Source organism: Gryllotalpicola reticulitermitis, from assembly GCF_042651345.1.
Lineage (GTDB): Bacteria > Actinomycetota > Actinomycetes > Actinomycetales > Microbacteriaceae > Gryllotalpicola > Gryllotalpicola reticulitermitis.
The window spans coordinates 184,869-207,384 of the sequence record NZ_JBHSCN010000005.1; the positions used below are offsets into that span (position 1 = coordinate 184,869).

19 protein-coding genes are annotated in these 22,516 nt (G+C 68.0%); 13 read left to right on the plus strand and 6 right to left on the minus strand.

The annotated features are described in order from the left end of the window. Positions 1-27: 27 nt before the first annotated feature. The gene (locus tag ACFOYW_RS08000; RefSeq protein ID WP_390228329.1) at positions 28-1,110 is read right to left on the minus strand and encodes an NAD(P)/FAD-dependent oxidoreductase; all 1,083 of its coding nucleotides are present in this window, start codon (positions 1,108-1,110) and stop codon (positions 28-30) included. A 192-nt stretch (positions 1,111-1,302) separates the two neighbouring features. Here ACFOYW_RS08000 and ACFOYW_RS08005 point away from each other — a divergent pair, with 192 nt between their 5' ends. From ACFOYW_RS08005 to ACFOYW_RS08020, 4 genes are all read left to right on the plus strand, one after another. Beyond that, entirely contained in the window at positions 1,303-2,607 is a 1,305-nt protein-coding gene (locus ACFOYW_RS08005; RefSeq protein WP_390228330.1) for an aspartate kinase, read from the plus strand. 108 nt (positions 2,608-2,715) lie between these two features. Then, a complete protein-coding gene (locus ACFOYW_RS08010; RefSeq protein ID WP_390228331.1) occupies positions 2,716-3,789 on the plus strand; it encodes an aspartate-semialdehyde dehydrogenase in 1,074 nt (357 codons plus the stop codon). Positions 3,790-3,892: 103 nt separating this feature from the next. Further along, positions 3,893-5,362 carry a malate dehydrogenase (quinone) gene (mqo, locus tag ACFOYW_RS08015; RefSeq protein ID WP_390228333.1) on the plus strand — a complete coding sequence of 490 codons (1,470 nt, stop codon included), beginning with the start codon at positions 3,893-3,895 and terminating at the stop codon, positions 5,360-5,362. A 92-nt stretch (positions 5,363-5,454) separates the two neighbouring features. Beyond that, a complete protein-coding gene (locus ACFOYW_RS08020) occupies positions 5,455-7,689 on the plus strand; it encodes an intein-containing Rv2578c family radical SAM protein (protein WP_390228334.1) in 2,235 nt (744 codons plus the stop codon). 26 nt (positions 7,690-7,715) lie between these two features. Here ACFOYW_RS08020 and ACFOYW_RS08025 read toward each other — a convergent pair whose 3' ends face one another. Next, positions 7,716-8,477 (minus strand): hypothetical protein, encoded by a 762-nt coding sequence (locus ACFOYW_RS08025; RefSeq protein ID WP_390228335.1) that lies wholly within the window; start codon positions 8,475-8,477, stop codon positions 7,716-7,718. A 275-nt stretch (positions 8,478-8,752) separates the two neighbouring features. Between ACFOYW_RS08025 and ACFOYW_RS08030 the strand changes: the two genes are divergently transcribed. Both ACFOYW_RS08030 and ACFOYW_RS08035 read left to right on the plus strand, forming a co-directional pair. After that, positions 8,753-9,439: a thymidine kinase gene (locus tag ACFOYW_RS08030; protein WP_390228336.1), complete on the plus strand. Its 687-nt coding sequence runs from the start codon at positions 8,753-8,755 to the stop codon at positions 9,437-9,439. A 341-nt stretch (positions 9,440-9,780) separates the two neighbouring features. Next, complete coding sequence (locus tag ACFOYW_RS08035) at positions 9,781-11,397, plus strand: helix-turn-helix transcriptional regulator (RefSeq protein ID WP_390228337.1); 1,617 nt, start codon at positions 9,781-9,783, stop codon at positions 11,395-11,397. Here ACFOYW_RS08035 and ACFOYW_RS08040 read toward each other — a convergent pair. The 4 genes from ACFOYW_RS08040 to ACFOYW_RS08055 all read right to left on the minus strand — a co-directional run bounded on the left by ACFOYW_RS08040 (position 11,394) and on the right by ACFOYW_RS08055 (position 14,979). Continuing rightward, a complete protein-coding gene (locus ACFOYW_RS08040) occupies positions 11,394-12,038 on the minus strand; it encodes a signal peptidase I (RefSeq protein WP_390228338.1) in 645 nt (214 codons plus the stop codon). The two genes, ACFOYW_RS08035 and ACFOYW_RS08040, sit on opposite strands and share 4 nt — an antisense overlap. 88 nt (positions 12,039-12,126) lie before the next feature. Then, positions 12,127-13,668, minus strand: coding sequence for a hypothetical protein (locus ACFOYW_RS08045; protein ID WP_390228339.1), 1,542 nt, complete (start codon positions 13,666-13,668; stop codon positions 12,127-12,129). Continuing rightward, positions 13,665-14,234, minus strand: coding sequence for a hypothetical protein (locus ACFOYW_RS08050; RefSeq protein WP_390228340.1), 570 nt, complete (start codon positions 14,232-14,234; stop codon positions 13,665-13,667). The genes ACFOYW_RS08045 and ACFOYW_RS08050 overlap by 4 nt, the downstream gene beginning before the upstream one ends. Before the next feature lie 124 nt (positions 14,235-14,358). Then, the gene (locus ACFOYW_RS08055) at positions 14,359-14,979 is read right to left on the minus strand and encodes an alternate-type signal peptide domain-containing protein (protein ID WP_390228341.1); all 621 of its coding nucleotides are present in this window, start codon (positions 14,977-14,979) and stop codon (positions 14,359-14,361) included. A 311-nt stretch (positions 14,980-15,290) separates the two neighbouring features. On the opposite strand from ACFOYW_RS08055, the gene fgd reads away from it, so the two are divergent. From fgd to ACFOYW_RS08090, 7 genes are all read left to right on the plus strand, one after another. After that, entirely contained in the window at positions 15,291-16,307 is a 1,017-nt protein-coding gene (gene fgd, locus ACFOYW_RS08060) for a glucose-6-phosphate dehydrogenase (coenzyme-F420) (protein ID WP_390228342.1), read from the plus strand. A gap of 103 nt (positions 16,308-16,410) precedes the next feature. Further along, positions 16,411-16,680 (plus strand): hypothetical protein, encoded by a 270-nt coding sequence (locus tag ACFOYW_RS08065; protein ID WP_390228344.1) that lies wholly within the window; start codon positions 16,411-16,413, stop codon positions 16,678-16,680. Positions 16,681-16,834: 154 nt separating this feature from the next. After that, on the plus strand, positions 16,835-17,317 hold the full coding sequence (locus ACFOYW_RS08070) for a YdcF family protein (protein ID WP_390228345.1): 483 nt from the start codon (positions 16,835-16,837) through the stop codon (positions 17,315-17,317). A gap of 264 nt (positions 17,318-17,581) precedes the next feature. Further along, a complete protein-coding gene (locus ACFOYW_RS08075; RefSeq protein WP_390228346.1) occupies positions 17,582-18,241 on the plus strand; it encodes a hypothetical protein in 660 nt (219 codons plus the stop codon). A 6-nt stretch (positions 18,242-18,247) separates the two neighbouring features. Beyond that, entirely contained in the window at positions 18,248-18,844 is a 597-nt protein-coding gene (locus tag ACFOYW_RS08080) for a signal peptidase I (RefSeq protein ID WP_390228347.1), read from the plus strand. A gap of 14 nt (positions 18,845-18,858) precedes the next feature. Beyond that, the gene (locus ACFOYW_RS08085) at positions 18,859-19,503 is read left to right on the plus strand and encodes a hypothetical protein (RefSeq protein WP_390228349.1); all 645 of its coding nucleotides are present in this window, start codon (positions 18,859-18,861) and stop codon (positions 19,501-19,503) included. Between the two features lie 83 nt (positions 19,504-19,586). Beyond that, positions 19,587-22,202: a helix-turn-helix transcriptional regulator gene (locus ACFOYW_RS08090; protein WP_390228350.1), complete on the plus strand. Its 2,616-nt coding sequence runs from the start codon at positions 19,587-19,589 to the stop codon at positions 22,200-22,202. Positions 22,203-22,516: the final 314 nt, after the last annotated feature.

Sequence of the window (22,516 nt, forward strand, 5' to 3'; positions counted from 1 at the left end):
ACCGGCAGACCAGCAGACCCGCCGCCGCTACAGCGCGCCGACGATCTCCTCCGCAAGGCGATCGCCGACCACGGGCCCCATGGTGAGCCCGCCGGCGCCGAACCCGGCGTTGACCCAGAGGGGCACGGCATCCCCGGCATCCAGCCGCGTCACGGTCGGCAGCTGGTCGTGCTCGAGCGTGAGGGGCCGCAGCCCGACCCGCGTCTCGATGACCGCGGCGTTCGCGAGGCCAGGCGCGACGCTGAGCGCGTTCTGCAGTACCTCCTGCGTGCCGAAAGCTGTCACCCGCGTGTCGAAGCCGCTGCCGAATTCGCGGGTCGCGCCCGCGACGATGCGGCCGCCGTCGAACGCGAGCAGGTAGTGCGACGAGCTGACCCGGTGCACGACGGGCCAGCCCGAGGTGTCGGCCTCGACGTGCAGGTGCATGATCTGCCCCTTCTGCGCTTCGACCGGCACCGAGAATCCGAGCGGCGCGAGCACCGAGTTCGTCCAGGCGCCCGCGGCGACCACGATCGCGTCGGCCGCGAGCGGGGTGCCGTCGAGGAGCAGACGGATGCCTGAATCCGTCGCCTCGAGCCCGGCCCCGCCGGTGTGGACGACTCCGCCCAGCTTCTCGATGGCGGCAAGCAGGCCGGCGCGCAGGAGGCGTCCGTCGACGCGGCCGCCGCCTTCGATCCAGATGCCGTGGTTCGTGGGGTCGAGCAGCGGGAAGCGGGTGAGCGCCTCGCCTCGGCCGAGCCGCTGCACGGCTCCCATCTCGGGCGCGTCCGGTGCCCGCGACAGTAGGCGTGATTCCACTTCGTCGAGCGCGCCGGGGTCGGCCGAGACTACGAGCGAGCCGACGCGTCGGTAGCCGACGTCGGGTGCGCCGTGCTCGGCGAGCGCTGCGACGAACGACGGGTAGAACGCGGCGCCGGCGGAGTACAGCTCGTAGAACGCGCCATCGCGCGAGACGGTCCAGGGCTGAATGATGCCTGCGCCGGCATCCGTCGCCCTGCCCGTCAGCCCCGCGTCGACCAGCTCGACCGCGACGCCGCGTCGCGCCAACCCGAACGCAGTCGCCGCCCCGGCAACGCCCGCCCCGACAACGACAACCCGCGCAGCGCTCATGCCTCCCACGCTAGCCACGGCGCCCGGGTCGGGCTACCCGTGCGCCGCCCGCCGTGCGCGCCGCTCGGTGAAACACGCCTGAAACGCGCCGTAGAATATATGGAACCCCCGAAGCCCCGAGCCCGGCAGCCGGCAGGCACACCCCGCCCGCGAGCTCTGGGTCCAGCCCGCCATGAATCAACAGGAGTGCCCGTGGCGCTGATCGTCCAGAAGTACGGCGGCAGCTCCGTCGCGGACGCAGAGAGCATCAAGCGCGTTGCGAAGCGCATCGTCGAGACGCGCAAGGCCGGCAATGAGGTCGTCGTCGCGGTCAGCGCGATGGGCGACACGACCGATGAGCTGATCGATCTCGCGCACGAGGTGGCGCCGATCCCCGAGCCGCGCGAGCTCGACATTCTGATGACGAGCGGCGAGCGCATCTCGATGTCGCTGCTGGCGATGGCGATCGGCACGATGGGCTACGAGGCGCGCAGCTTCACGGGGCACCAGGCGGGCATGATCACGGATTCCCGATTCGGGGCCGCACGCATCATCGACGTGACTCCCGGCCGCATTCGCGAGGCGCTCGACGAGGGCGCCATCGCGATCGTCGCGGGCTTCCAGGGCTTCAACACCGAGACCGGCGACACGACGACCCTCGGCCGAGGCGGCAGCGACACGACGGCGGTGGCACTTGCGGCGGCGCTCGACGCATCCGTCTGCGAGATCTACACCGATGTCGACGGCATTTTCACCTCCGACCCGCGCGTGGTGCCGCTCGCGAAGAAGATCGAGACGATCTCGAGCGAAGAGATGCTCGAGCTGGCCGCGGGCGGCGCGAAGGTGCTGCACATCCGCGCGGTCGAGTACGCGCGCCGGCACGGGGTCGACCTGCACGTGCGTTCGTCGTTCAATAACACCACCGGCACACTCGTCGTGAACGAGACGTCGGAACAGACCACCGCGCGCATACGCCGCGAAATGCAGGAGAACGGAACAGTGGAAGAGCCCATCATCTCCGGTGTCGCCATCGATCTTTCCGAGGGGAAGATCACGGTCGTCGGCGTGCCCGACACGCTCGGCAAGGCGGCCGCGATCTTCGATGCTGTCGCGAAGCAGAGTGCGAACGTGGACATGATCGTGCAGAACGTCTCGGCCGCGGCGACGGGGCTCACCGACATCTCGTTCACGCTGCCGAAGGCCGACGGGCAGAAGGTGCTGCAGGCGCTCGCCGCTGAGCAGGGCGAGATCGGATTCCAGTCGCTGCAGTACGACGATCAGATCGGCAAGCTGGCGCTCGTCGGGGCCGGCATGCGCACGAACACGGGCGTCTCGGCGAAGCTGTTCCGCGCTCTTGCCGACGCGAACATCAACATCGGCATGATCTCGACGTCCGAGATCCGGATCTCGGTCGTCACGCGTGCCGACGTGCTGGCCGAGGCCGCGCGCATCGTGCATCACGCCTTCGGGCTCGACGCGGCGAGCGAGGCCGTCGTCTACGCCGGCACCGGGCGTTAGTGCCCGTTCGGCCGCAGAGTGTGCCCGTTCGGCGCAACTGTGGCCGCTACAGCAGGCGCAGATGCGCCATTCGGAAACAAATAGCTCCCCGCGCGGATTGAGAGCACCATGAGCACCATGAGCACCAACGGATTCCACGTCGCCGTCGTCGGCGCCACCGGCCAGGTCGGTGGTGTCATGCGCCGCCTGCTCGTCGAGCGGGACTTCCCGATTGCAAGCATCCGTTTCTTCGCGACCGCGCGCAGCGCCGGCTCGACGATCGAGTTCAAGGGCGAGCAGATCGTCGTCGAAGATGTCGAGACGGCCGACCCCACGGGCATCGAGATCGCGCTCTTCTCCGCGGGCGCGACGGGTTCGCGTGCGGCAGCGCCGCGTTTCGCCGCCGCCGGCGCGATCGTGATCGACAACTCGAGCGCGTGGCGCATGGACCCCGAGGTTCCGCTCGTGGTCAGCGAGGTCAACGCGTACGCGATCGACGAGGCCGCGAAGGGCATCATCGCGAATCCGAACTGCACGACGATGGCGATCATGCCGGTGCTGAAGGTGCTCGACCGCGAGGCCGGGCTGCGCCGGCTCATCGTCTCGACGTACCAGGCGGTGTCCGGCTCGGGTCTCAAGGGCGCCGAGGAACTCGCCGAGCAGGCGCGGGCGGCCGTCGCATCCGATCAGCTGCTCGACCTGGTGCACGACGGGGGAGCGGTCGCACTGCCCGAGCCGCAGGTCTACAAGCGGCCGATCGCATTCGACGTGATTCCGTTCGCCGGCAACCTCGTCGATGACGGGCTGGGCGAGACCGACGAAGAGAAGAAGCTGCGCAACGAGAGCCGGAAGATCCTCGAGCTGCCGGAACTGCTCGTGTCGGGCACGTGCGTGCGCGTGCCGGTGTTCACCGGTCACTCGCTGTCGGTGAATGCGGAATTCGAGCGGCCGCTGTCGCCCGAGCGCGCGACCGAATTGCTGGCGGATGCTTCGGGCGTCGCCCTCGCGGACATCCCCACGCCCCTGGCCGCCGCCGGTCAGGACCCGAGCTTCGTGGGCCGCATTCGTCGCGACGAGGGTGCGCCCGAGGGTCGCGGCATCGCGTTCTTCGTGTCGAATGACAACCTGCGGAAGGGTGCGGCGCTCAACGCGGTCCAGATCGCCGAGGTCATCGCCGCTCGCCGGAGCGTCGCCGTCGCGTAGCAACGTGACCGCCGCCGAGCGGCAGCGTGACCGCGCGACGCCCCCGAGGTTTTCCACAACCCGCCGCCTGAAAGTGTCTCGATTTCGAGACAGATAGGATGGCGTGGTGAGCGACACACCCCCCGTTGACGTGGTCTTGATTGGCGGTGGCGTCATGTCTGCCACCTTGGGAACGTTCCTGAAGAGGGTGCGTCCCGACTGGTCGATCGTGATTCTCGAGCGGCTTGGTGACATCGCGGAAGAGAGCTCGAACCCGTGGAACAACGCGGGCACGGGCCACAGTGCCCTGTGCGAGCTGAACTACATGCCGAACCCCGACGACCCGTCGAAGGCGCTGCAGATCAACGAGCAGTTCCAGCAGAGCCGTCAGTTCTGGTCGAAGCTCGTCGACGAGGGCGTGCTCGGCGAGGCATCGTCGTTCATCAATCCGGCGCCGCACATGACGTTCGTGCGCAAGCGCTCCGACATCGAGTACCTGCGCAAGCGCTACGAGACCCTGCGGCAGAACGTGCTCTTCGAGGAGATCGAGTACAGCGAAGAGCGTGCGGAGGTCTCCGACTGGGCGCCGCTGCTGATGCGCGGCCGCAACCCGAAAGAGAAGTTCGCGGCGACGCGCTCGGTCGCGGGCAGCGACGTCAACTTCGGCACCCTGACCCGCAAGCTGTTCGACAAACTCATCGCTGACGGCGCCGAGCTGTTCCTCAACTCCGAGGTCCGCTCGATGCGGAAGCGCGACGGCGTGTGGCAGATCAAGTACCGCCAGCTCGTCGAGCAGCGCAACAGCACCATCGACGCGCGCTTCGTGTTCGTCGGGGCGGGCGGCTGGGCGCTCAAGGTGCTGCAGGCCGCGGGCATCCCCGAGGCCAAGGGCTACGGCACCTTCCCGATCTCGGGCCAGTTCTACAAGACGAGCAACCCCGACGTCGTGGGCCGTCACGGCGTGAAGGTCTACTCCCAGGCCGAGGCCGGCGCCCCGCCCATGAGCGTGCCGCACCTCGACAAGCGCATCGTCGACGGCGAGGCGTCGCTGCTCTTCGGCCCGTACGCCGGTGCCGACCCGAAGTTCTTGAAGTACGGCAGTTTCCTCGACCTGCCCGCAGGCATCCGCGGTTCGAACATCTGGCCGTACCTCTCGGTTGCGAAAGACAACCTGGTGCTGCTGCGCTACCTGATCAGCCAGCTCATGCTGACCAAGTCGGGCAAGTTCGCCGAGCTGCAGAAGTTCATGCCGAACGCCGTCCCGAAGGACTGGGAGCTCATCACCGCCGGTCAGCGCGCCCAGGTCATCAAGAAAGATGCCAAGAAGGGCGGCGTGCTGCAGTTCGGCACCGAGGTCATCGCGCACAGCGACGGCACGATCGTCGGTCTGCTCGGCGCCTCGCCGGGCGCGTCGACCGCGGTGTCGATCATGCTCGACGTGCTCAAGACCTGCTTCCCCGACGAGTACGCGGGGCAGTGGCAGGCGAAGCTGAGGGAGCTGATCCCGACGCTCGGCCAGACGCTGAACGACGACCCCGAGCTGGCGCGCGCGACGATGTCCCGCACGGCGAAGACCCTGGGGCTGCTGCACTAGGTCAACAAGCGCGGCGAGCGCAGTGCGCAATCATTGCGACACGCGTTCGAATGTAGGTCGACTTAATCTCGAATCGGTGTTCTAATTGCCGAATGCGTTGGGAACGTCAAGAACTGGGCATCGAAACGGATGCCGCGCTGCCGGGCCTCGCCAAGCTGAACAACCTTGTTCGCACGGTCAAGACCCCCGAGTTCGACGGCATCGTCTTCCACGAGATCCTCGCGAAGTCGGCGCTGAACCAGGTGCCGGGCGCCTCGAAGGTCATGCCCTACGCGTGGACCATCAACCCCTACCGGGGCTGCAGTCACGCGTGCGCGTACTGCCTGGATCCCGAGACGTCGATCCTGATGGCCGACGGGCGCCAGCTGCCGCTGTGGATGGTCAAGGTCGGCGACGAGGTCATGGGCACCCGTAAGGAGGGCGCATATCGTCGCTACACGCCCTCGAAGGTCGTCGCCAAGTGGGACACACGGAAGCGCGCATACCGCATCACTCTCGCTGACGGCACGGCCATCGTGGCGAGCGGCGATCACCGCTTTCTCACGAATCGCGGCTGGAAGTACGTGACGGGTTCAATGTCGGGCACAGGCCGACGTCCTTACTTGACGCCGAACAACAAGCTCATGGGCCTCGGCGCCGGCGTGGCTGCAGCCGCACCCTTCATTGGTGGTGACGAGTATCGGCGTGGTTATCTCACGGGCATGGTCCGCGGGGACGGCATGATGCTCAGGCGCGCCTACTCGCGCGGCGCCGGCCGAGGGTCATTCGTAGCGAGTCGGTTTCGGCTGGCCCTCGCAGACCACGAAGCGCTCGACCGAAGTCGTTTCTATCTGACGACGGAAGGCATCGACACGGTGCGGCGCCGCTTCTCGGTCGCGACGGATCGGCGCCGCGAGATCAACGGAATCTTCACGTCCAGGGCAGAACACTACGACGCGATCAAGACTCTGATCGACTGGCCCGAGAGGCGGAGCGATCAGTGGCGCGCGGGGTTCCTGTACGGCATCTTTGATGCGGAGGGCAGTTGCTCCCGTGGCGTGCTGCGCGTCTCGAATGCGAACGAAGCAGTGCTTCAGATCACCGCCGATTGCATGCGTGAGCTCGGATTCGAGTGTGTCCGCGAGGGCGCGCAAGACAATGGTGTGGCGACGATCAGACTGCTCGGTGGTCTTCCCGCGCGTGATCGCTTCTTCCGCACCGTCGAACCGGCGATCACACGCAAGTTGGCGCTTGCCGGCCAGGCGGTCAAGTCGGGCGCAGATCTGCGAATCGTGTCCATCGAGGATCTTGGCGAGACCGTCGACATGATCGACATCACGACCGAGACGGGCGACTTCGTTGCCAATGGCGTTGTCAGCCACAATTGCTTTGCGCGGCCCACGCACAAGTACCTCGAGCTCAACGTGGGGCATGACTTCGACTCGCAGATCATCGTCAAGGTCAACGTCGCGGAGGTGCTGCGGCGCGAACTGGCGAAGCCCAAGTGGCAGGCCAACCGGCACCCGGTGGCGCTCGGCACCAACACCGACCCGTACCAGCGGGCTGAGGGCCGATACAAGCTCATGCCGGGCATCATCGGTGCCCTGGCCGATGCCCGCACTCCGTTCTCGATCCTCACGAAGGGCACGTTGCTGCGCCGTGACCTGCCGCTGTTGAAGGAGGCATCGACGAGAGTCCCTGTCGATGTGGCGATGTCGATCGCGATCTACGACGACGAGCTGCAGCAGTCGGTCGAGCCGGGCACGCCGCGCGCGAAAGAGCGCCTCGCCACGGTGACGGCCGTGCGCAACGCGGGCCTCGACTGCAGCGTGTTCATGATGCCGATCCTGCCGTACCTCACCGACACGACCGATCACCTCGACTATGCGCTGGGTCTCGTCAAAGAGTCGGGCGCGACCAGCGTGCTGTACACGGCGCTGCACTTGAAGCCGGGCGTCAAGCAGTGGTTCACCTTCTGGCTCGAGCGGGAGCACCCCGAGCTGATGGACAAGTACGCCAAGTTGTACGAGAACCGCAGCTACGCCCCGAAGGAGTACCGACGGTGGCTCGCTGCCCGCATCAAGCCGCTGATCGCAAAGCACGGGCTCGTCCGCGGCCGCGAGGACATCGTCACCGGCGGAATCGATTCGCAGGCGCTGGCCGCCGCGGCCGGCGGCTCGGTGAGCGGCGCAGGCGAGCCCGGCGACACGAGCGACGGCGCACCACTCCAGCCGCGGGGCAGGCAGTCGCGGGTCGACGCGAACGGCGAGCGACGCACGCCCCGCGTCGTGTTCGAATACGCCGAGACGGATGCCGCGAGCCTGAGCCCCGGGCCGACCCTGTTCTAGTCAGGCTCGGCCCGGGCGCAAGTGCCTCAGCCGGCGACCGGGTCGACGTATCCCGAGAGGTACTGCCGCATGCTGGGCTCGTACGTCGGCGCGCCGGCGGCCTGAATCGGGTAACTCGACATGCGCACGAGGTGCGGGCCGCCGTTTCCGTCGCCCCAGTCGCCGTTCACGATGGTGACGGTCGTCGGGGTGACGGCGACGACGATGCCGACGTGCGAGATGAGGTGGGAGTCGGCGAGCGTGCCCGAAGCGGATGCCTGCGCCACGCCCGCGGACATAGCGAACAGCGCCGCGTCGCCGACGCGGGGGCTCGCGGTGTGGAATGTGCCGTGGCGCACTCCGTAGTCGAGGAAGCTCCCGGCCCAGCCGTCGAGGCCCGCGGTGGAGACTCCGCCTGCAGCCCATGCCCAGCCGGAGAAGGCGGCGCACCAGGCATCCGGCAATGCGGTGCTGTCGTTGTAGTCGCCGCCGTTGACGGTGTTCGGCCCGGCGAGGCCGTGGCCAAGCTGTGCCCACGCGAGTGCGGCGATGGCGCGGCCGTCGAGGGCCGCCGTCCCGACCCCGGCGACGCCCGCCGCCCCGGCGCCCGCAACCCCTGGTGCTCCGGCAGCACCGCCGACGCCGCCGAGCACGCCGGGAAGATCCGGACCGTTGCCGCCACCGTGGCTCAGCACGACGGCCTGTGCGCCGAGCGGCCCCACGAAAATGGAGATGGCGACGCCGGCCGCCGCGGCTGCCGCCGCCAGGCGGCCGCCTCGTCGCCGACGGGGTGCCACATGCCTGCCCACGCCTCGGAATCTACGACGATTGCTCGGCTGCCACACCCCCTCTGCGGGGGCCTCTTAGCCAAGTAAATCGATATCGAGCGGTGACGCCCAGCGAAGCCTGATGCGGTCTTGAGGAGGAACTGCGGAGCATTATCGCGATCAGGAGGACCATTGTCTTAGGCGGGAAATCCCGCCACCCTCAACCCAAATCCCCCCTGCACGAAGGCCGCCTCTCACCCCGAATCTGAGGCGGCCTGCGTGAGTTAACGCCGCTCTGTGCGTTCTACGATTGGGGGATGGCCAAGCTTTACTTCCGCTACGGCGCGATGAACAGCGGCAAGAGCACGGCGCTGCTGCAGGCCGCGTTCAACTATGAGGAGCGGGGCCACAACGTCCTGATCGCGAAGCCGGCGCTCGACACGAAGGGCGATGACAGGGTCGTCAGCCGCCTCGGCCTCGCGCGCTCGGTCGATTTCACGGTCGACGAGAGCTCTGACGTGTACCTGCGCTTTCAGCAGCACCGCAATCAGGCGCTGACCCGCAACGGCCGCGACGTGAGCGCGTTGCTCATCGACGAGGCGCAGTTCTTCACCGAGGCCCAGGTCGACGATCTGTTGCGCATCGCACTGCTCGAGGACGTGCCGGTGCTGGCTTACGGCATCCGTACCGATTTTCAGACGATCGCGTTCCCCGGCAGCCGCCGCCTGCTCGAGATCGCGCACGCGATCGAGGAGCTCAAGACGATCTGCCGCTGCGGGCGCAAGGCGATCTTCAACGCGCGGGTGGTAGGCGGCGAGTTCGTGTTCGACGGCGCTCAGGTCGCGATCGATGAAGCCGACGACGCCGGCGCCGTGACCTACGAGTCGCTGTGCGGGCTCTGCTATCTGCAGGAATCGCATGGCACGCTCAACAACGGCCGCCGGCACTGGCCCGGCGGCACGGTGCCGGCCTACGCCGACGCGCCCGACGCGGACTTCACCTAGACGTTCGTCTGCATTCGCGGCGTAAAACCCCTGAAGAGGGCACAATTCCGATCTTGACCAGTTGTCACTTTTCGGATGGGATGAGTGGGCGGTAAACGCCGCACAAACACTCTCCCCGCCACGACGTAGGAGCATCATGCCCCCCAAGTCTCATGTCGAGGTGCATATCGGCGAAGACGGCCGACGCATCGAGATATCGTGCGACTGCCCGATCGGCCGCGAGCACGACTTCGCCCGCTGGAGCGAAGTTGTGAGAGGAACGCGAATCGGCGGCTTCGGTAGCGCGGCGAGCTGAACCGCGCGCACCATAGTGACGAGCCCGGCGAGAAGGGGGTGCGGCGGTGCCCGAGACCCGCGGTGAATCTGAGCGCGACTCGGAGCGCGACCTAGAGGTCGGTTCCGAGGTCGACCCCGAGCGGGTCGCGTCGCGCATCTACATCGCGTTGGCCGAGCAGCGCTACGGTGACGCGGCGGACCTGGCCGAGCAGATGTGGCCGGTCCTCGTCACGCACCAGCTGCCGGTGCTGCGCGCGGTGGCCGACCGCCTCACGCTCGCCGATCTGGCCGAGCGCCCGGGGTGGGACCACATTCGGCGCTACCTCAACTACGTCATGGTCGATCCGGCCCTGCGCCCGAGCGCGTTCGTCGAGCCGCCGAGCCCGCACCCCCCGACCGGCCTCGGCGATCGCGTGCTCAACATCACGATGCGCTCGATCGCGGCGCGCACGGCCGGCCGGCTCTCCGAGGCGGTGAATCTCGCCCGCGAGGCGGGTGTCGTACTGGAGAACGCGCGTGAGGCCGACCGCGCGGCCATTCAACATCGCCTGCCCGACGCGTACCTGCAGTGGGGTCTGTCGTTCGAGTTCGCCGCCCTGGAAGACGAGGCGTTCGGCATGCTTGCGCGGGCGTACGACGGCGGTGTCGCGTTCGGCAACACGCGCGTTGCGGCGGATGCCGCGGGCGAGCTCGCGTGGCTGAACGCGCTGGCCGGCCACGGCCCGAGCACTGATCAGTGGATCGAGCGTTCGCGGGCCCTCGCCGCGTCGAGCCGCTCGTCCAGCACGTGGAGGCGCAGCGATCTTCTCGCGGCGGCGATTCGTGTCGCCGACGGGCTGCGGCCGGCTGATGCGGTCGAACTCCTCGCCACGCGCTCACCCGACGGCATCGACGAGCACCGTCTCAGCGCCCTCAGCCAGCTGGCGATCTTCCGCTTCTCCGCCGGTCTGTCGAGCCCGACGCTCGTGCTGTCGGAACTGCGGCGCGCGGTGGCCTCTGATGGCCCGCTGCTCGCCGAGCATGGCGAGAACTCGATCGTGCTCACGTATGCCGAGGCGCTGGTGCAGATGTACACGGACCGGCCCGATCGGTCGATCGAGCTGCTCGACCGGCTCTCCGAGACGGGCGCCGCGATCTTCGCGCTGGGGCTGCGTGCCGCGGCACACCTCGCGATCGGAGCGCGCGCCGAGGCTGAGCGCGACGCCGAGACGGCAGTGATCCGCTACGGTCAGTGGCCGCGTCAGTCGATCCCGGCGTTGCTGGTGATGGCGGCCGTCGCTCTCGAGGCGGCCGACAATGAGCGCGCGACGCGCTACTTCACGGATGCCTGTGAGCTGGCCATCCGCAACAGCCTGGTCTCCTCGCTCGTCGTGATCCCGCACGCCGACTTCACGCGCCTGCTCGAGCTCGCCGGCGAGCGTGTCGCCGACCCGCGGCTCACCGAGCTGGCTCGGCGGCCGCTGGTGTTCGCGCCGCCGCGGCGGATGGCCGTGAACCTCTCGCCCCGCGAGCTCGAGGTGCTGCGCGAGCTCGCGAACGGCGGCACGATCGCAGATGCGGCGAAGCGACTGCACCTCTCGCTCAACACGATGAAGGTGCACAACCACTCGATCTACCGCAAGCTGGCCGTCGACAATCGCGATGACGCGGTCCGGCGCGCTATGGACCGCGGCATCATCTAGCCCGCGTGCTTGTGCGACTGCCGCGCGCGGCGGCGGTACTGGATCAGCGCGCCGATGAAGTTCCAGGCGGCATACCCGAACAGCGCAATGGCGGCCGCGGGAATGAACCAGACGTGGCCGACACCGGTCATCCAGGCGTTCACCCAGCCCATCAGCGGCACTGAGTACCAGAGCACGGCGACGATCTGCTTCGACTGTACGGGGGCGTCGGGGGCGGAGTTTGCGTCACCCTTGACGGTGAACACGCGCCCGCCGTTGCTCTCGCTCGTGATGGCGATGACGCGGTGCGAGATGACCGTTCGCGAGTTGTTCGCGTCCGGCTCGTAGGTGACGACGTCACCGACGCGGATCGAGCTGGCCGGCTCAGGCTTGACGATGAGCAGCGTGCCCGGCGGCAGGTGCGGCCGCATCGACCCGGTCATGACGGTGAGCGGGGTCGCGCCGCTGACCCGGGGGATCACGACGGTCGCGAGTGCGAGGCCGATGATGAGCAGCAGCAGGCCGGCGCTGATGCCCGTCCACACCGCAGCCCAGAGACCGCGAGGCTTCGCGGGTGCGGCCGTAGTGGCGGCCCCGCGCGCAGCTGCGGGCACGGCCTCGGCCGTGCTGGTGAGCGTGAGAGCGCTGGTGGTTGCGGTCATGATGCGGTTCCCGTGGTCTGTGCGGTGGTTCGTTGGGTTGGGCGGGTTGGTCTGGTCTGCCGGTCGACGCTCGGGCGACGGATACCTGTCACGCGGCCGGCACGGTGAAGGTGCCGAGCAGCACCACACTGATGCCGTTCGTGATCGCCTGCGGCGTCTTCTGGCCGGTCTGCGTCCAGGTGTAGATGCCGTTCGCGAGCGTGGGCGGGGTGGGGCTGTCCTGCGTGTTGTCCGAGCCGTAGAGGGCCCAGGTCGGCGTTTCGCTGAGCAGGGCGGCCTTCTGGCTGGAGCTGAGGCCGCTGGCGGCGACGAGCGAGTTCCAGTTGGCCGTGGCGGTGAAGCCGATGTAGAAGTGCGGGTAGTAGCCGTCGACCTTGATGTAGAGGCAGGCGGTGCCGCCCTTACTGCCGGGCAGCGCCGAGGCCGAGCCTGAGGAACTGCCGGCGACGGCGGGGTTGTTGCCGTTGCCGGGGCATCCGGCGAGCGTCGCCGGCTCGACCTTGTAGGTGTTCGCGGCCGCGGCCTCGACGGGTGCCGGCGCGTTCACGTTCAGGCAGAAGTGCACGAGCGCGGTCTGGCTCGAGGTGATCGGCGTGTTCCACACGTAGTTCGAGTAGCCGTCGGGGCCCGCCGAGCCGCCGTTGTAGATCTGGCCCCAGGTGTTCGCCTGGCCCTGGCGCAGGCCGCTGATCGTGTAGACCGTGCCGGTTCCCGTCGGGAACGTGCTGATCTGCGCGGTCTGGTAGCCGCTCGGGGCGAACATGGCGTTGGTGAGCGCCGTGCCGTTGAACGGCGGTGCGGAGGTGTCGAGCTGGAAGCTCCACGGCGCGGCCGAGGTCGACTGGCCGGTCACGCTGACGACCATGCAGAAGTAGTACTGACCGCTGATCTGGCCGCTCTGCGAGTTGATGTCGCTGTCGGGGTTCTTCGGCCAGTCGCCATCGCTCGACTGCACGGAGACGCCCGAGACGGACACCCCGCTCGTGCTCGTGATGCCGACCTGAGAACCGGTGACGGTCTGCGGGCTGGCAGCAGGTGTGGAGAAGGTGGATGACAGCGCCGGCGTGGCGCTCGACGTCCATCCGCCGTCGTTGCCGACCACGGTCACCTGCGGTGCGACGGTCTGGCCGGCGTCGTTGGTGAGCGCCGACGAGGTGATGGACGAGATCACGCAGTAGCCCTCGTACGAGGTGCCGCCGCCGGGAACCGAGGTGGCGGGTGCGGGCCAGGCGATGGTGCCCGTGGCCCAGCTGCCGGTCCACGGGGTCACGCCGGTAGGCACGGATGCCGGGCACGAGGTCGCATTGCGTCCCGCGTCCCAGATGCGCACGGTGATGTCGCTGGCGAGCGCCTGGCCGCTGGTGCCCGAGACGGTGCCCGTGAAACCGGTGACTGCAAGTGACCCTGTGTTGGTCAGTTTGACGAGCGCGGGCGTGGTGCTGGTCGTGGCGACCGTGAACTGCTGGCCGAGCTTGTCGAGCCCCGTGGCGGAGATGCTGACGTTGCCGCTGCTCACACTGCCGCTGACGGATGCATTGCCGGACCACACGGCCCAGGCGATCGAACCGCCGCCGAGCGCCACGACGACGGCGGCCGCGATGGCGACGATGATGCCGATGCGTCGTCTCATGAGCTGGCCTGCGTTCCGGTGACGGTCAGGGTGAAGGGTGCGGAGAGGCCCTGGGCGCTGCTCGGCGCGGTGGCCGGCAGCACGACGAGCAGGCAGAGGTTCTGGGTTGCGCCGCTCGCGACGTGCCCCAGGCTAGCCGCCGAGTACCCGGCCAGTGCGCCGGTCGCGCTCGACGAGAGGCTTGTGGTGCACGCGCCGGCGCTGCTCACGCTGACGACCGCGGCGTGCAGGGCGTTGGTGAGGGCCGTGGGCGTGCCGCTCGCAGCGAGGTTCGCGGCGAGTGTGACCGGAGTGGTTCCGGTGTTCGACACGACGAATGCCGACGCGACGACGTCACCGGGGCCCATGTTCGAGGTCAGGGCGCCGAGGGCGAGGGTGCTCGCCGGTGTGGTCTGCGCGGCGTTGCTCACGGCGATCGTGGTCGAGCCGGTCGAGATCGTGGTGCCGTTGACCTTGGCGCCCGAGTTCCACGCGGCGTAGCTGCCGCCGGTGCCCGCGAATCCGACGATCAAGCCGACGGCGACGACAGCGGCGACACCGAGCGCAGACAGCGCTCGGTAGCGCATGCTGCGAGGCTGCGACGTGAGGCGGTGGCGAGACATGGCGCTTTCCGGTTAGCGCGGGTAGTGATGAGCGGGGCGGATGCCGGTATGCCGGCGTCCGCCCCGCATCGGGGAGTCCTGGACGGACTTAGCTGGCCTTGGTGACCTGGGTCAGCGTGAGGGGGACGTCGGCCAGCGTGATCTTGTTGTTCTGGCCGTCGGTGCCCTGGTTGACCTGGCCGGTCGTCACGCCGGAGGTGCCGAAGGGGAAGGTCACGGAGACGACGACGGTCGCGGTGATGTCGGTGCTGGCGGTCGCGGTCGGCGTGATGGTGTAAACGCCGGCGGTGCTGCCGCTCGCGATGCCGGTGCCGGTGACGGACACGATGCTGGCTGATGCCTGCTCGCTGGTGCCGGTGGCGCTCGTCGCGAAGCTGACGGTCGGGCCGGTCGTTCCGCCGACGCCGAAGTTCGCCGCGAGGTTGGTGCCGCTCGCCTTGATCTTGACGGTGGCCTGGTAGTAGAGGGTGTCACCCGGCACGGCGAGGAAGCCGGCGGCCAGGGGAGTGGTGAGGGCCGAGTTGGTGTACCAGCCGTTGGTGCCGGTCGGCGCGGGGGCGCCGTCGAACTGGAGCGAGCCGGTGTTGATGGCGGTGGCGCTGGAACCGATCGAGGTCGAGTCGTTCCACGCGGCGAAGGTGCCGACGCCGCCGAGGAGCAGGGCGATGCCAGCGGCGCCGGTGACGGCGCCCTTGATGAGCTTGTTCATGGGTCGGGTATGCGCTTCCTGGGTCGCCCGGGCGCGCGCGTTTCGGGGCGCGCAGCAGCCAGCGGGTATGTGTCGGGGGGTCAAACAGAGGTGGTGCAACGGATTCGGGGTCCGGCTGTGCTTGCACCCGCGCCTTCGGGTGGCGCAGGTGCCTCAGCAACAACAAGTTCAGACTGCCAGGTGAACCGGATCAGTAAGTGTCTTGATCATCGAAATAACCCCAGGGTTAACCCCAACGAGGCGGAATTGCCCCCCTCTCGTGGGGTCCGAAACCTCCCGGAAACGCCCGGCGCGACTAAAGTCGAATCGATATGACTCTGAAGCTGGGTTACAAAGCATCCGCTGAACAGTTCGGTGCGCGTGAGCTCGTCGAGCTCACGGTCGCGGCCGAAGCACACGGCATGGAGAGCGCGTTCATCTCCGACCACTTCCAGCCGTGGCGGCACGAGGGCGGTCACGCCCCGTTCGCTCTCACCTGGCTCGCCGCTGCGGGCGAGCGCACCCACGACATCGTGCTCGGCACGAGCGTCATGACGCCGCACTACCGCTACAACCCGGCGGTCATCGCGCAGGCGTTCGGCTCGCTGGGCGTGCTCTACCCCGGGCGCATCGTGCTCGGCGTCGGCACCGGCGAGGCGCTCAACGAGGTCGCGACCGGCTGGCAGGGCGCAGGTCAGCAGGGCTGGCCCGACTTCAAAGAGCGCTTCGCGCGGCTGCGCGAGTCGGTGCGCCTGATCCGTGCGTTGTGGAAGGACGAGCGCGTCAACTTCGAGGGCGAGTACTACTCGACCCACGACGCATCGATCTACGACAAGCCCGAGACGCCGATCCCGGTCTACATCGCGGCCGGCGGCCCGACCGTTGCGAAGTACGCGGGTCGTGTGGGCGACGGGTTCATCTGCACCAGTGGCAAGGGCATGACCCTCTACACCGACGAGCTCGTGCCCGCGGTCATCGAGGGTGCGAGCGCAGCCGGCAAGCAGGCATCCGATATCGATCACATGATCGAGATCAAGCTCAGCTATGACCGCGATCCCGACCGCGCCCTCGAGAACACGCGCTTCTGGTCGCCGCTGTCGCTCAGTAAAGAGCAGAAGCACGACATCACCGACCCGCAGGAGATGGAGAAGGCGGCGGATGCCTTGCCCATCGAGCAGATCGCGAAGCGGTGGATCGTGGGCAGCGACCCCGAGGCGACCGTCGCGGAGATCAAGCAGTACGTCGACGCGGGCTTCAACCACCTCGTGTTCCACGCGCCGGGCGACGATCAGCGTCGCTTCCTGGCGCAGTTCGAGGAGGACTTGGCGCCGCTGCTTCGCGCGCTGTAATGAGTTCGCTGGCCGTTGACTGAGTCATCCGCATTCTTGGGGCGATCTGAGAAATGTGGAGGGCAAACTCGTTCCTGTAGGGGGTACCCCGAAAGGAGTACGAGTGGCAGAACGAGCGGCGGCTGCGAGATATGCGGCGCGACACTTCGGCAAGCCCGACGCAGCGCCCAAGGTCGTCGAGTACTACACGATGCACGGGTGGCAGCCCATCTGGGACAAGTCATTGCGCCTGAACCCCGAGACGTGTGCGCTCGTGCGGCAGCGCGGGGGAGTGATGCTGCGCGTGAAGCACCGCTTCCGCACGGTCGAGGTGATGATCGCCCGCTACCTCGGCGAAGACCAGCTCGCCGACTCGCCCCCGACGCCCGAGTAGCGCTTCCCGTGCGCTCGCAACTGTGCGCCGCTGCAGGTGGGGAGCAGCGGGCATGATCGCTGCGGCCCGGCGGGCGCGACCCAGCTCTCGCATTCGAAGGAACCGTGCGGCGCGTATCGGGCTGCGCGTAGTAGCAATCGTCGCGGGGGCGGTGGTGGCCATCGCGTTGGCGGGTATTCCGATCTACGTCGTCCCCCACACAGATAAGCCGGCCCGGGTCGATGCGATCGTCGTGATCGGGCCTCCGTACAGCGACCGCATCACCCTGGCGCAGCACCTCGTGAGTGAGGGGTACGCCGACCACATTTACCTCTCAGTCCCGACCCAGGAGCTCACCACCGACGTCTGCCGCACCGCCGGCATCACTTGTTTTCACGAATTGCCATTCACTACGCGGGGTGAGGCCCGCTTCACCCATAAGCAGGCGGCTGCGTTGAACTGGTCGAGCGTCATTGTGATCACCGGGCAGTACCACATATCCCGTGCGCGATACATCTTCGATAGATGCTCTGGTGTTCCGACGGTACGCATGATCGAGTCGTACGAGCCGCTCAGCCCGACTCAGTGGGTACACCAGTACATGTATCAGACCGCCGGATTCGCCAAGGCGTTGGCTGTCGGGTGTGCCGCCCCGTGAGGGGCGCGGTTCACGTCAGGTCCTCGATTCCGTCGGCGTACGACGCGGGCTGATTTCGGCGACAAGTACCCCGAACGGGGGTAGATCGCGGGCGGATGCGCGGAAGCCGGGCCCGTAAAAAGGCGTTCCCGAGGGTTACCAGCTGTGGGGGTCGCCCCCTCCGTCGGACGATTCCTAGCCTGATGGTGGCCAGCGCGGGCTGATCTGCGCATCTAACGGACGGAACTCCCCTTGACTCAGAACGATGCTGTGCGCGCTACGCGCATGAATAAGAAGAGCATTACGCTCACCATCGCGGCCGGTACCGCCGGCGTCGCACTGCTCGCCGGCGGAACCACATTCGCACTATGGCGGTCGAGCGCAGGGTTCGACGCGGGAACGGTCACGAATGCCGCGTTCGCCATCACCGTGCCCGACACCGACTACACGGCGAGCTGGGTCGGCACCGCCGGCACACCCAGCGCCGACTACACGAACCTCGTGCCCGGCGACACCGTCGAGAACACGGCCGAGGTGTCGGTGTCGTTGAGCGGCGACGCGACCGGCACGCTCGACCTCACCGGGATCGGCACGGGCTCCGACGTGGCCACCGATCTCGGCGACGCGGGCCTGAGCGGCACCGCTTACATCGTGCCCGCCGCTGACGCGAGCGGCTTCGACCCCAGCAGCGCGAGCGACGTGGCCAACTCCGTCGCGATCGTCGACCTCTTGACCGGTGACGTGCCCAGCACCCTGGTAGGAGGCGTGGCGTTGCCCGATGGAGTCACGTCGAGCTATGCGGTGACGGCGCAGAGCACCGGCACGTACGACGCGGTCATCGTGCTGAACAGCCCGAGCACCGCCACCGACGCGAGCACGGCGGGCAAGTCGGTCGACCTGTCGCAGCTCGGCTTCGAGCTCCAGCAGACTCCGTCGGGTTCTTAGGCCCCGATGCTTCTCCAGGCCAACACACGCGGGGCCCCGGCGCTTCAGCAGCAGAACCCCGAGCGCGCCGGGGTCCGGGTATGGCCCGCGATCTGCAACGGGCTGACCTGGGCCATCGTCATCTTCATCGCCGCGATCGCGTTCGCCGCGGTCGTGCTGCCCAGGCTCATCGGCGCCGTGCCGCTGGCAGTGCTCACCGGTTCGATGGAGCCGACCTTCAAGCCCGGCGATCTGGTGATCAGCAAGCAGGTCGACCCGCAGAATCTCGAGATCGGCGACATCGTCACGTTCCAACCGCACAGCGGCGACCCCGAGGTCATCACGCACAGGGTCGTCGGCATCGGCGTCACGAGCCACGGCAAGGTCGACAGGATCATCACGAAGGGCGACGCCAACAACGTCGCCGACGCACCGGAGGTACCTGGGCAGATCAAGGGCCGGATGGTCTACTCCTTGCCGTATCTGGGCTACGTCACCACGTGGGCGAACAGATTCCACACCGTGTGGCTGGTGCCCGCATTCGGCGGCGCCCTGATCGCCTACTGCGTCGTGACGCTCGCACGGGCCGGCGCTCGCTCACGTAAGCGGTATCGGGCGCCGTGACCGAGCGGCGGTCTGTGGCCGCCGCCGCGGCTCGGATCGCGGTCGGCGCCGCGATCGCGGCCGTGCTGACCGTGGCGCCGGCAGCGATGGCTCGGGCCGACCCTCAGCTCGAGATCTCGGTCGACGGCGGCCCATACTCATCGGCTCATGTCAACGTGCCGCTCTTCGGTCAGGTCGCCGTAGCGCCCGGCGATCACGACAGCAAACGCCTGATGGTCCGGAACGCAGGCAGTGCCACGGCGCTGCTGACGGCACGGGTCGCAGATCTGCGCACGAGCGGCGATGACGCGAGCAGCTTCTTCCGCGATTTCGAGATCAACGGCACGTCGGTGGCCGAACTGCGGGCGGAGCCGAACGAGGCTCTCACGCGCACCGAGCTCGCACCAGGCGCCTCCACGGCGGTAGCTGTGTCCTACCGATTTCCGGTCGCGGCCGACTCGGGCCACGCAGCTGCGGGCGCATTGCGACTGAGCTTCGATGTGCGCGTCGACCTCACCGAGATCGCCGGCACGAGCGCACCGCCTCGCCGTTCGCGGTGGGCTCGCCTGGGCGAGATCGGCGTCTGGGTTGCGGCGACAGCAGCTGTCCTCAGCTGTCTCGCCGCCGTGCAACTTGTGAGAGCGCGTCTCGGCCGTGCCCGGCGCAAGGCGAGACAATAGGTGGTTTGTGCCGTAAGAGGCCGATCACTGATGGTGGTGGCGACATGAGTGGTAGGCGGGTCAGCCGCCCTGATGCCCCCCGCGTGACGCCGACCCGTGGCGGTCTGAGGTGGCGGGACCGGTCTCGACGCCTCTTCCTGGTCGAACAGCCGGTGGTGCCGCGGTTCTTCATCAGGAACGCGCCGCTCGAGAGCAAACTCGACGCGCTGATCGCGGAGCGCCCCGTTGTGTGGGTGTGCGCGCCTCTACGAACGGGCAAGCGAGCGGCTGTCTCCGCGTGGCTCGACCGACTGCCGAGGCCGCTACACCAGGTGTACTGGCTTCGGATCAACAGTGATCTTCCGCGAGGAACGCCCCTGGCCCCGGCCGTCCAGGAGTTCGTGCGGCTGCTCGACCTTGGTCAGTCGCGCACGATCGTGGTGCTCGAGCTGGGAGCGTATGCCGTCAGCCTTGCGCAGCTCGCGGCTCTCGACGAGGTAGCCATTCGGGTGCCTCAGCTGCGACTCGTCGTTCTGACAGATGGGCGACCTCACGGGCCCGCGTTCAGTCCGCGCCGGCCGGACATTCATGCAGCCGACCTGCGCCTGGGCGAATCCGCCGTCCGCAGCGCGTTCGAGGCGCACGACCGCGGCGACGTGCTCGACGAACTGTTTCGGCTCGATGAAAAGGCGGCCGAGCATGGTCCGTTGCTGGGCGCCTATTTCGAGGCGACCGTCGAGCGCCAGACGGCACGTCCCGAAACCGCACTGCAGCAGGCGTTGGCCGAGCATCTACTGACGATCGCGCACCGCACGATGCCCGACTCGGGTCCGCGACTGATGGCGCTGCTGGCCATCGCGCCGATCGTGCCTGAAGCGGTCGCGCGCAAGGTGGTCGACGACCCCCGCGAGTACGACCAGCTCGAGGTACTCGGGCAGCGCGACCTCCTGAAGATAAGACAGACCGCAGGCGGCGTGAGCATCTCCGCCGCAGCTGGGCTGCGGCCGGCCTTGCGGCGGCTGACCCGCGGGGCGTACGCGAAGAACGCCGCCGCGGTGCACACGTGGGCTGCCGACGCATTCGCGGCGCAGAACAAGTTCCCCGAGGCGATCAGCCAGTTGATGCAGGGTGGCCAGCACGACGCGGCGGTGCGTACGTTCGTCGAGCGGTGGGACTACTCAGTGCAGCACGAGGGCGGCTTGCGCACCCGCATGCTCGCGATGGCGTTGCCTGCTGAGGAGGTGTTCGCGAGTGTCGAGGCCGTCGCGGCGGTGTGGATCGTGGATGTCATCTCGCCCGGCGTCGTTCCCCACGCGCGGCACCAGACGAGACTGCTCGGCGTTGACGAGTGGGCGATTGCAGCATTGTCGCCGCGCGGCCGGCTCATGGTGCGTACAGCGCGTGCATTGATCATGCTGCGCTTCGGCCGGCTCGATGATGCGGGGTCGGAAATTGCGCGTGCGACCGCAGATGCGGATGCGGTGGCCGAGATCGCGGGCGGCCGGTCGCAAGGCCTGCTCACCGCGTTCCGCATAGCGAGCGCGCGCGTCGCTCTGTGGCGGGGAGACCTCGCTTCGGCGTCGGTGCAGTTCGCGGAAATGAGCGAAGAGCTTGCGGCGACGAGTCCGGCCAGCGTGTTCGCGTTTCTCGCGTTGCAGGGTCAGATGCTCGCACTCACGTTGTGCGGCGAATTCGACGTGGCCGAGCGGATGCTTCCGCGCGCCGAGGACCTTTGCTTCGCATTGCACCTCGAAGACAGCCGGCTCGGCGCCGAGATGCTGTACTCCACGGTCTGGCTGCGCGACAACGAGTCGGCGGAGGTGGGGCTGCGCGAGGTCCGCGAAGTGATCCAGCAGAGCAGGGGCACTGAGGAGATCTGGGGGCAGCTGCTCGGCTACATCGACGTGCTTCTGCTCATGCGCAAGGGGGACTGGGCGCGCTCCGCCCAGGCGCTGCGCTCGCTGCTGCGCACGCTGCCCTCGACCCGTCAAGAGTTGCCGCTGCTCGATTCGCAGCTGCGACTCTTCGCCGGCCTCATGTCGGTGGCGCAGGGGGCACCCGACGAGGCGCTGGCGCTGGTCGCCGGGGAACGGGACGGCATCGCGCATATGCCGTGCTTCTCGACGCTGCGTGCCGGCGCGCTGTTGGCAAAGGGCATGGCTCAGGAAGCGCTCGAGGCCACCGAGGGGTGCGTGGGCGCCCATGAGCACGCGGCGCCCTACGCCGTCTACACCCACGCCGTTCGCGCAGTGGCGTTCGCCGCCCTCGGGCTGGACGAGACGGCCGAGCAAACTTATCTGGGCGCCCTCCGGCTGATCGTCGTGCGAGGCATCCGTGCCGATTTTCGTCCCATGGTGAGTCCGCTCCTGCGCGAACTTCATCGCCGCAGCGAGCAGCGCGACCCGGTTCTCGTCGCGCATGCGCGAAGGCTGATGGTGCCGATCGACGACGCCGGCCCAGACGCAGATACCGCTTCGGGAGACGCTGCCAACGCGCCGACCGGTGCCGCTGCTCACCGCTTCTCAGACCTCACCACCCCAGAATGGGAGACGCTGCGGTTGATGGCGGAAGGGAATACCATCAGGGATATCGCTGAGCTTCTGCAGCTCAGCCCGAACACCATCAAGTCGCGTGCGCGAAGCGTGTATCGGAAGCTTGGGGCGAGTTCCCGCGACGAGGCCGTCGCGGCGGCTATCCGCACCGGAGTGATCCGCCTCTGAGACGGTTGTGCAACCGCTGGGTCATTGACGGGAAATACCCCCCTCTCGGGGGTCGAGTAAGGGGTGGCGCGCGCTCGGCTTGGCCCGCATAACGCGCGGAATGCGGGTTACCTGCTGTGGGGCCTATGGGCCCCATGTGCCAATTCGTAGCCTGGGTAAGGATCGTGCCGCTGCGCACGCGCGTGACTATTCGGGAAAGCGCGCGTGGGCACCGCCTCATGTGGCGCTATTCGGGGGTTGAGAAGGTGGGGAGTCGTGCTGGTATGCAGCGGCTCCCCACTGAGCCGCTGGGGGCGAGGCGCAGCGTGGGCTGC

Bases quoted from the DNA above. Each gene is read 5' to 3' on its own strand.
- ACFOYW_RS08000 (WP_390228329.1), bottom strand. From the start codon at position 1,110: ATGAGCGCTGCGCGGGTTGTCGTTGTCGGGGCGGGCGTTGCCGGGGCG.
- ACFOYW_RS08010 (WP_390228331.1), top strand. From the start codon at position 2,716: ATGAGCACCATGAGCACCAACGGATTCCACGTCGCCGTCGTCGGCGCC.
- ACFOYW_RS08020 (WP_390228334.1), top strand. From the start codon at position 5,455: ATGCGTTGGGAACGTCAAGAACTGGGCATCGAAACGGATGCCGCGCTG.
- ACFOYW_RS08030 (WP_390228336.1), top strand. From the start codon at position 8,753: ATGGCCAAGCTTTACTTCCGCTACGGCGCGATGAACAGCGGCAAGAGC.
- ACFOYW_RS08040 (WP_390228338.1), bottom strand. From the start codon at position 12,038: ATGACCGCAACCACCAGCGCTCTCACGCTCACCAGCACGGCCGAGGCC.
- ACFOYW_RS08045 (WP_390228339.1), bottom strand. From the start codon at position 13,668: ATGAGACGACGCATCGGCATCATCGTCGCCATCGCGGCCGCCGTCGTC.
- ACFOYW_RS08050 (WP_390228340.1), bottom strand. From the start codon at position 14,234: ATGCGCTACCGAGCGCTGTCTGCGCTCGGTGTCGCCGCTGTCGTCGCC.
- ACFOYW_RS08055 (WP_390228341.1), bottom strand. From the start codon at position 14,979: ATGAACAAGCTCATCAAGGGCGCCGTCACCGGCGCCGCTGGCATCGCC.
- fgd (WP_390228342.1), top strand. From the start codon at position 15,291: ATGACTCTGAAGCTGGGTTACAAAGCATCCGCTGAACAGTTCGGTGCG.
- ACFOYW_RS08075 (WP_390228346.1), top strand. From the start codon at position 17,582: ATGAATAAGAAGAGCATTACGCTCACCATCGCGGCCGGTACCGCCGGC.
- ACFOYW_RS08080 (WP_390228347.1), top strand. From the start codon at position 18,248: ATGCTTCTCCAGGCCAACACACGCGGGGCCCCGGCGCTTCAGCAGCAG.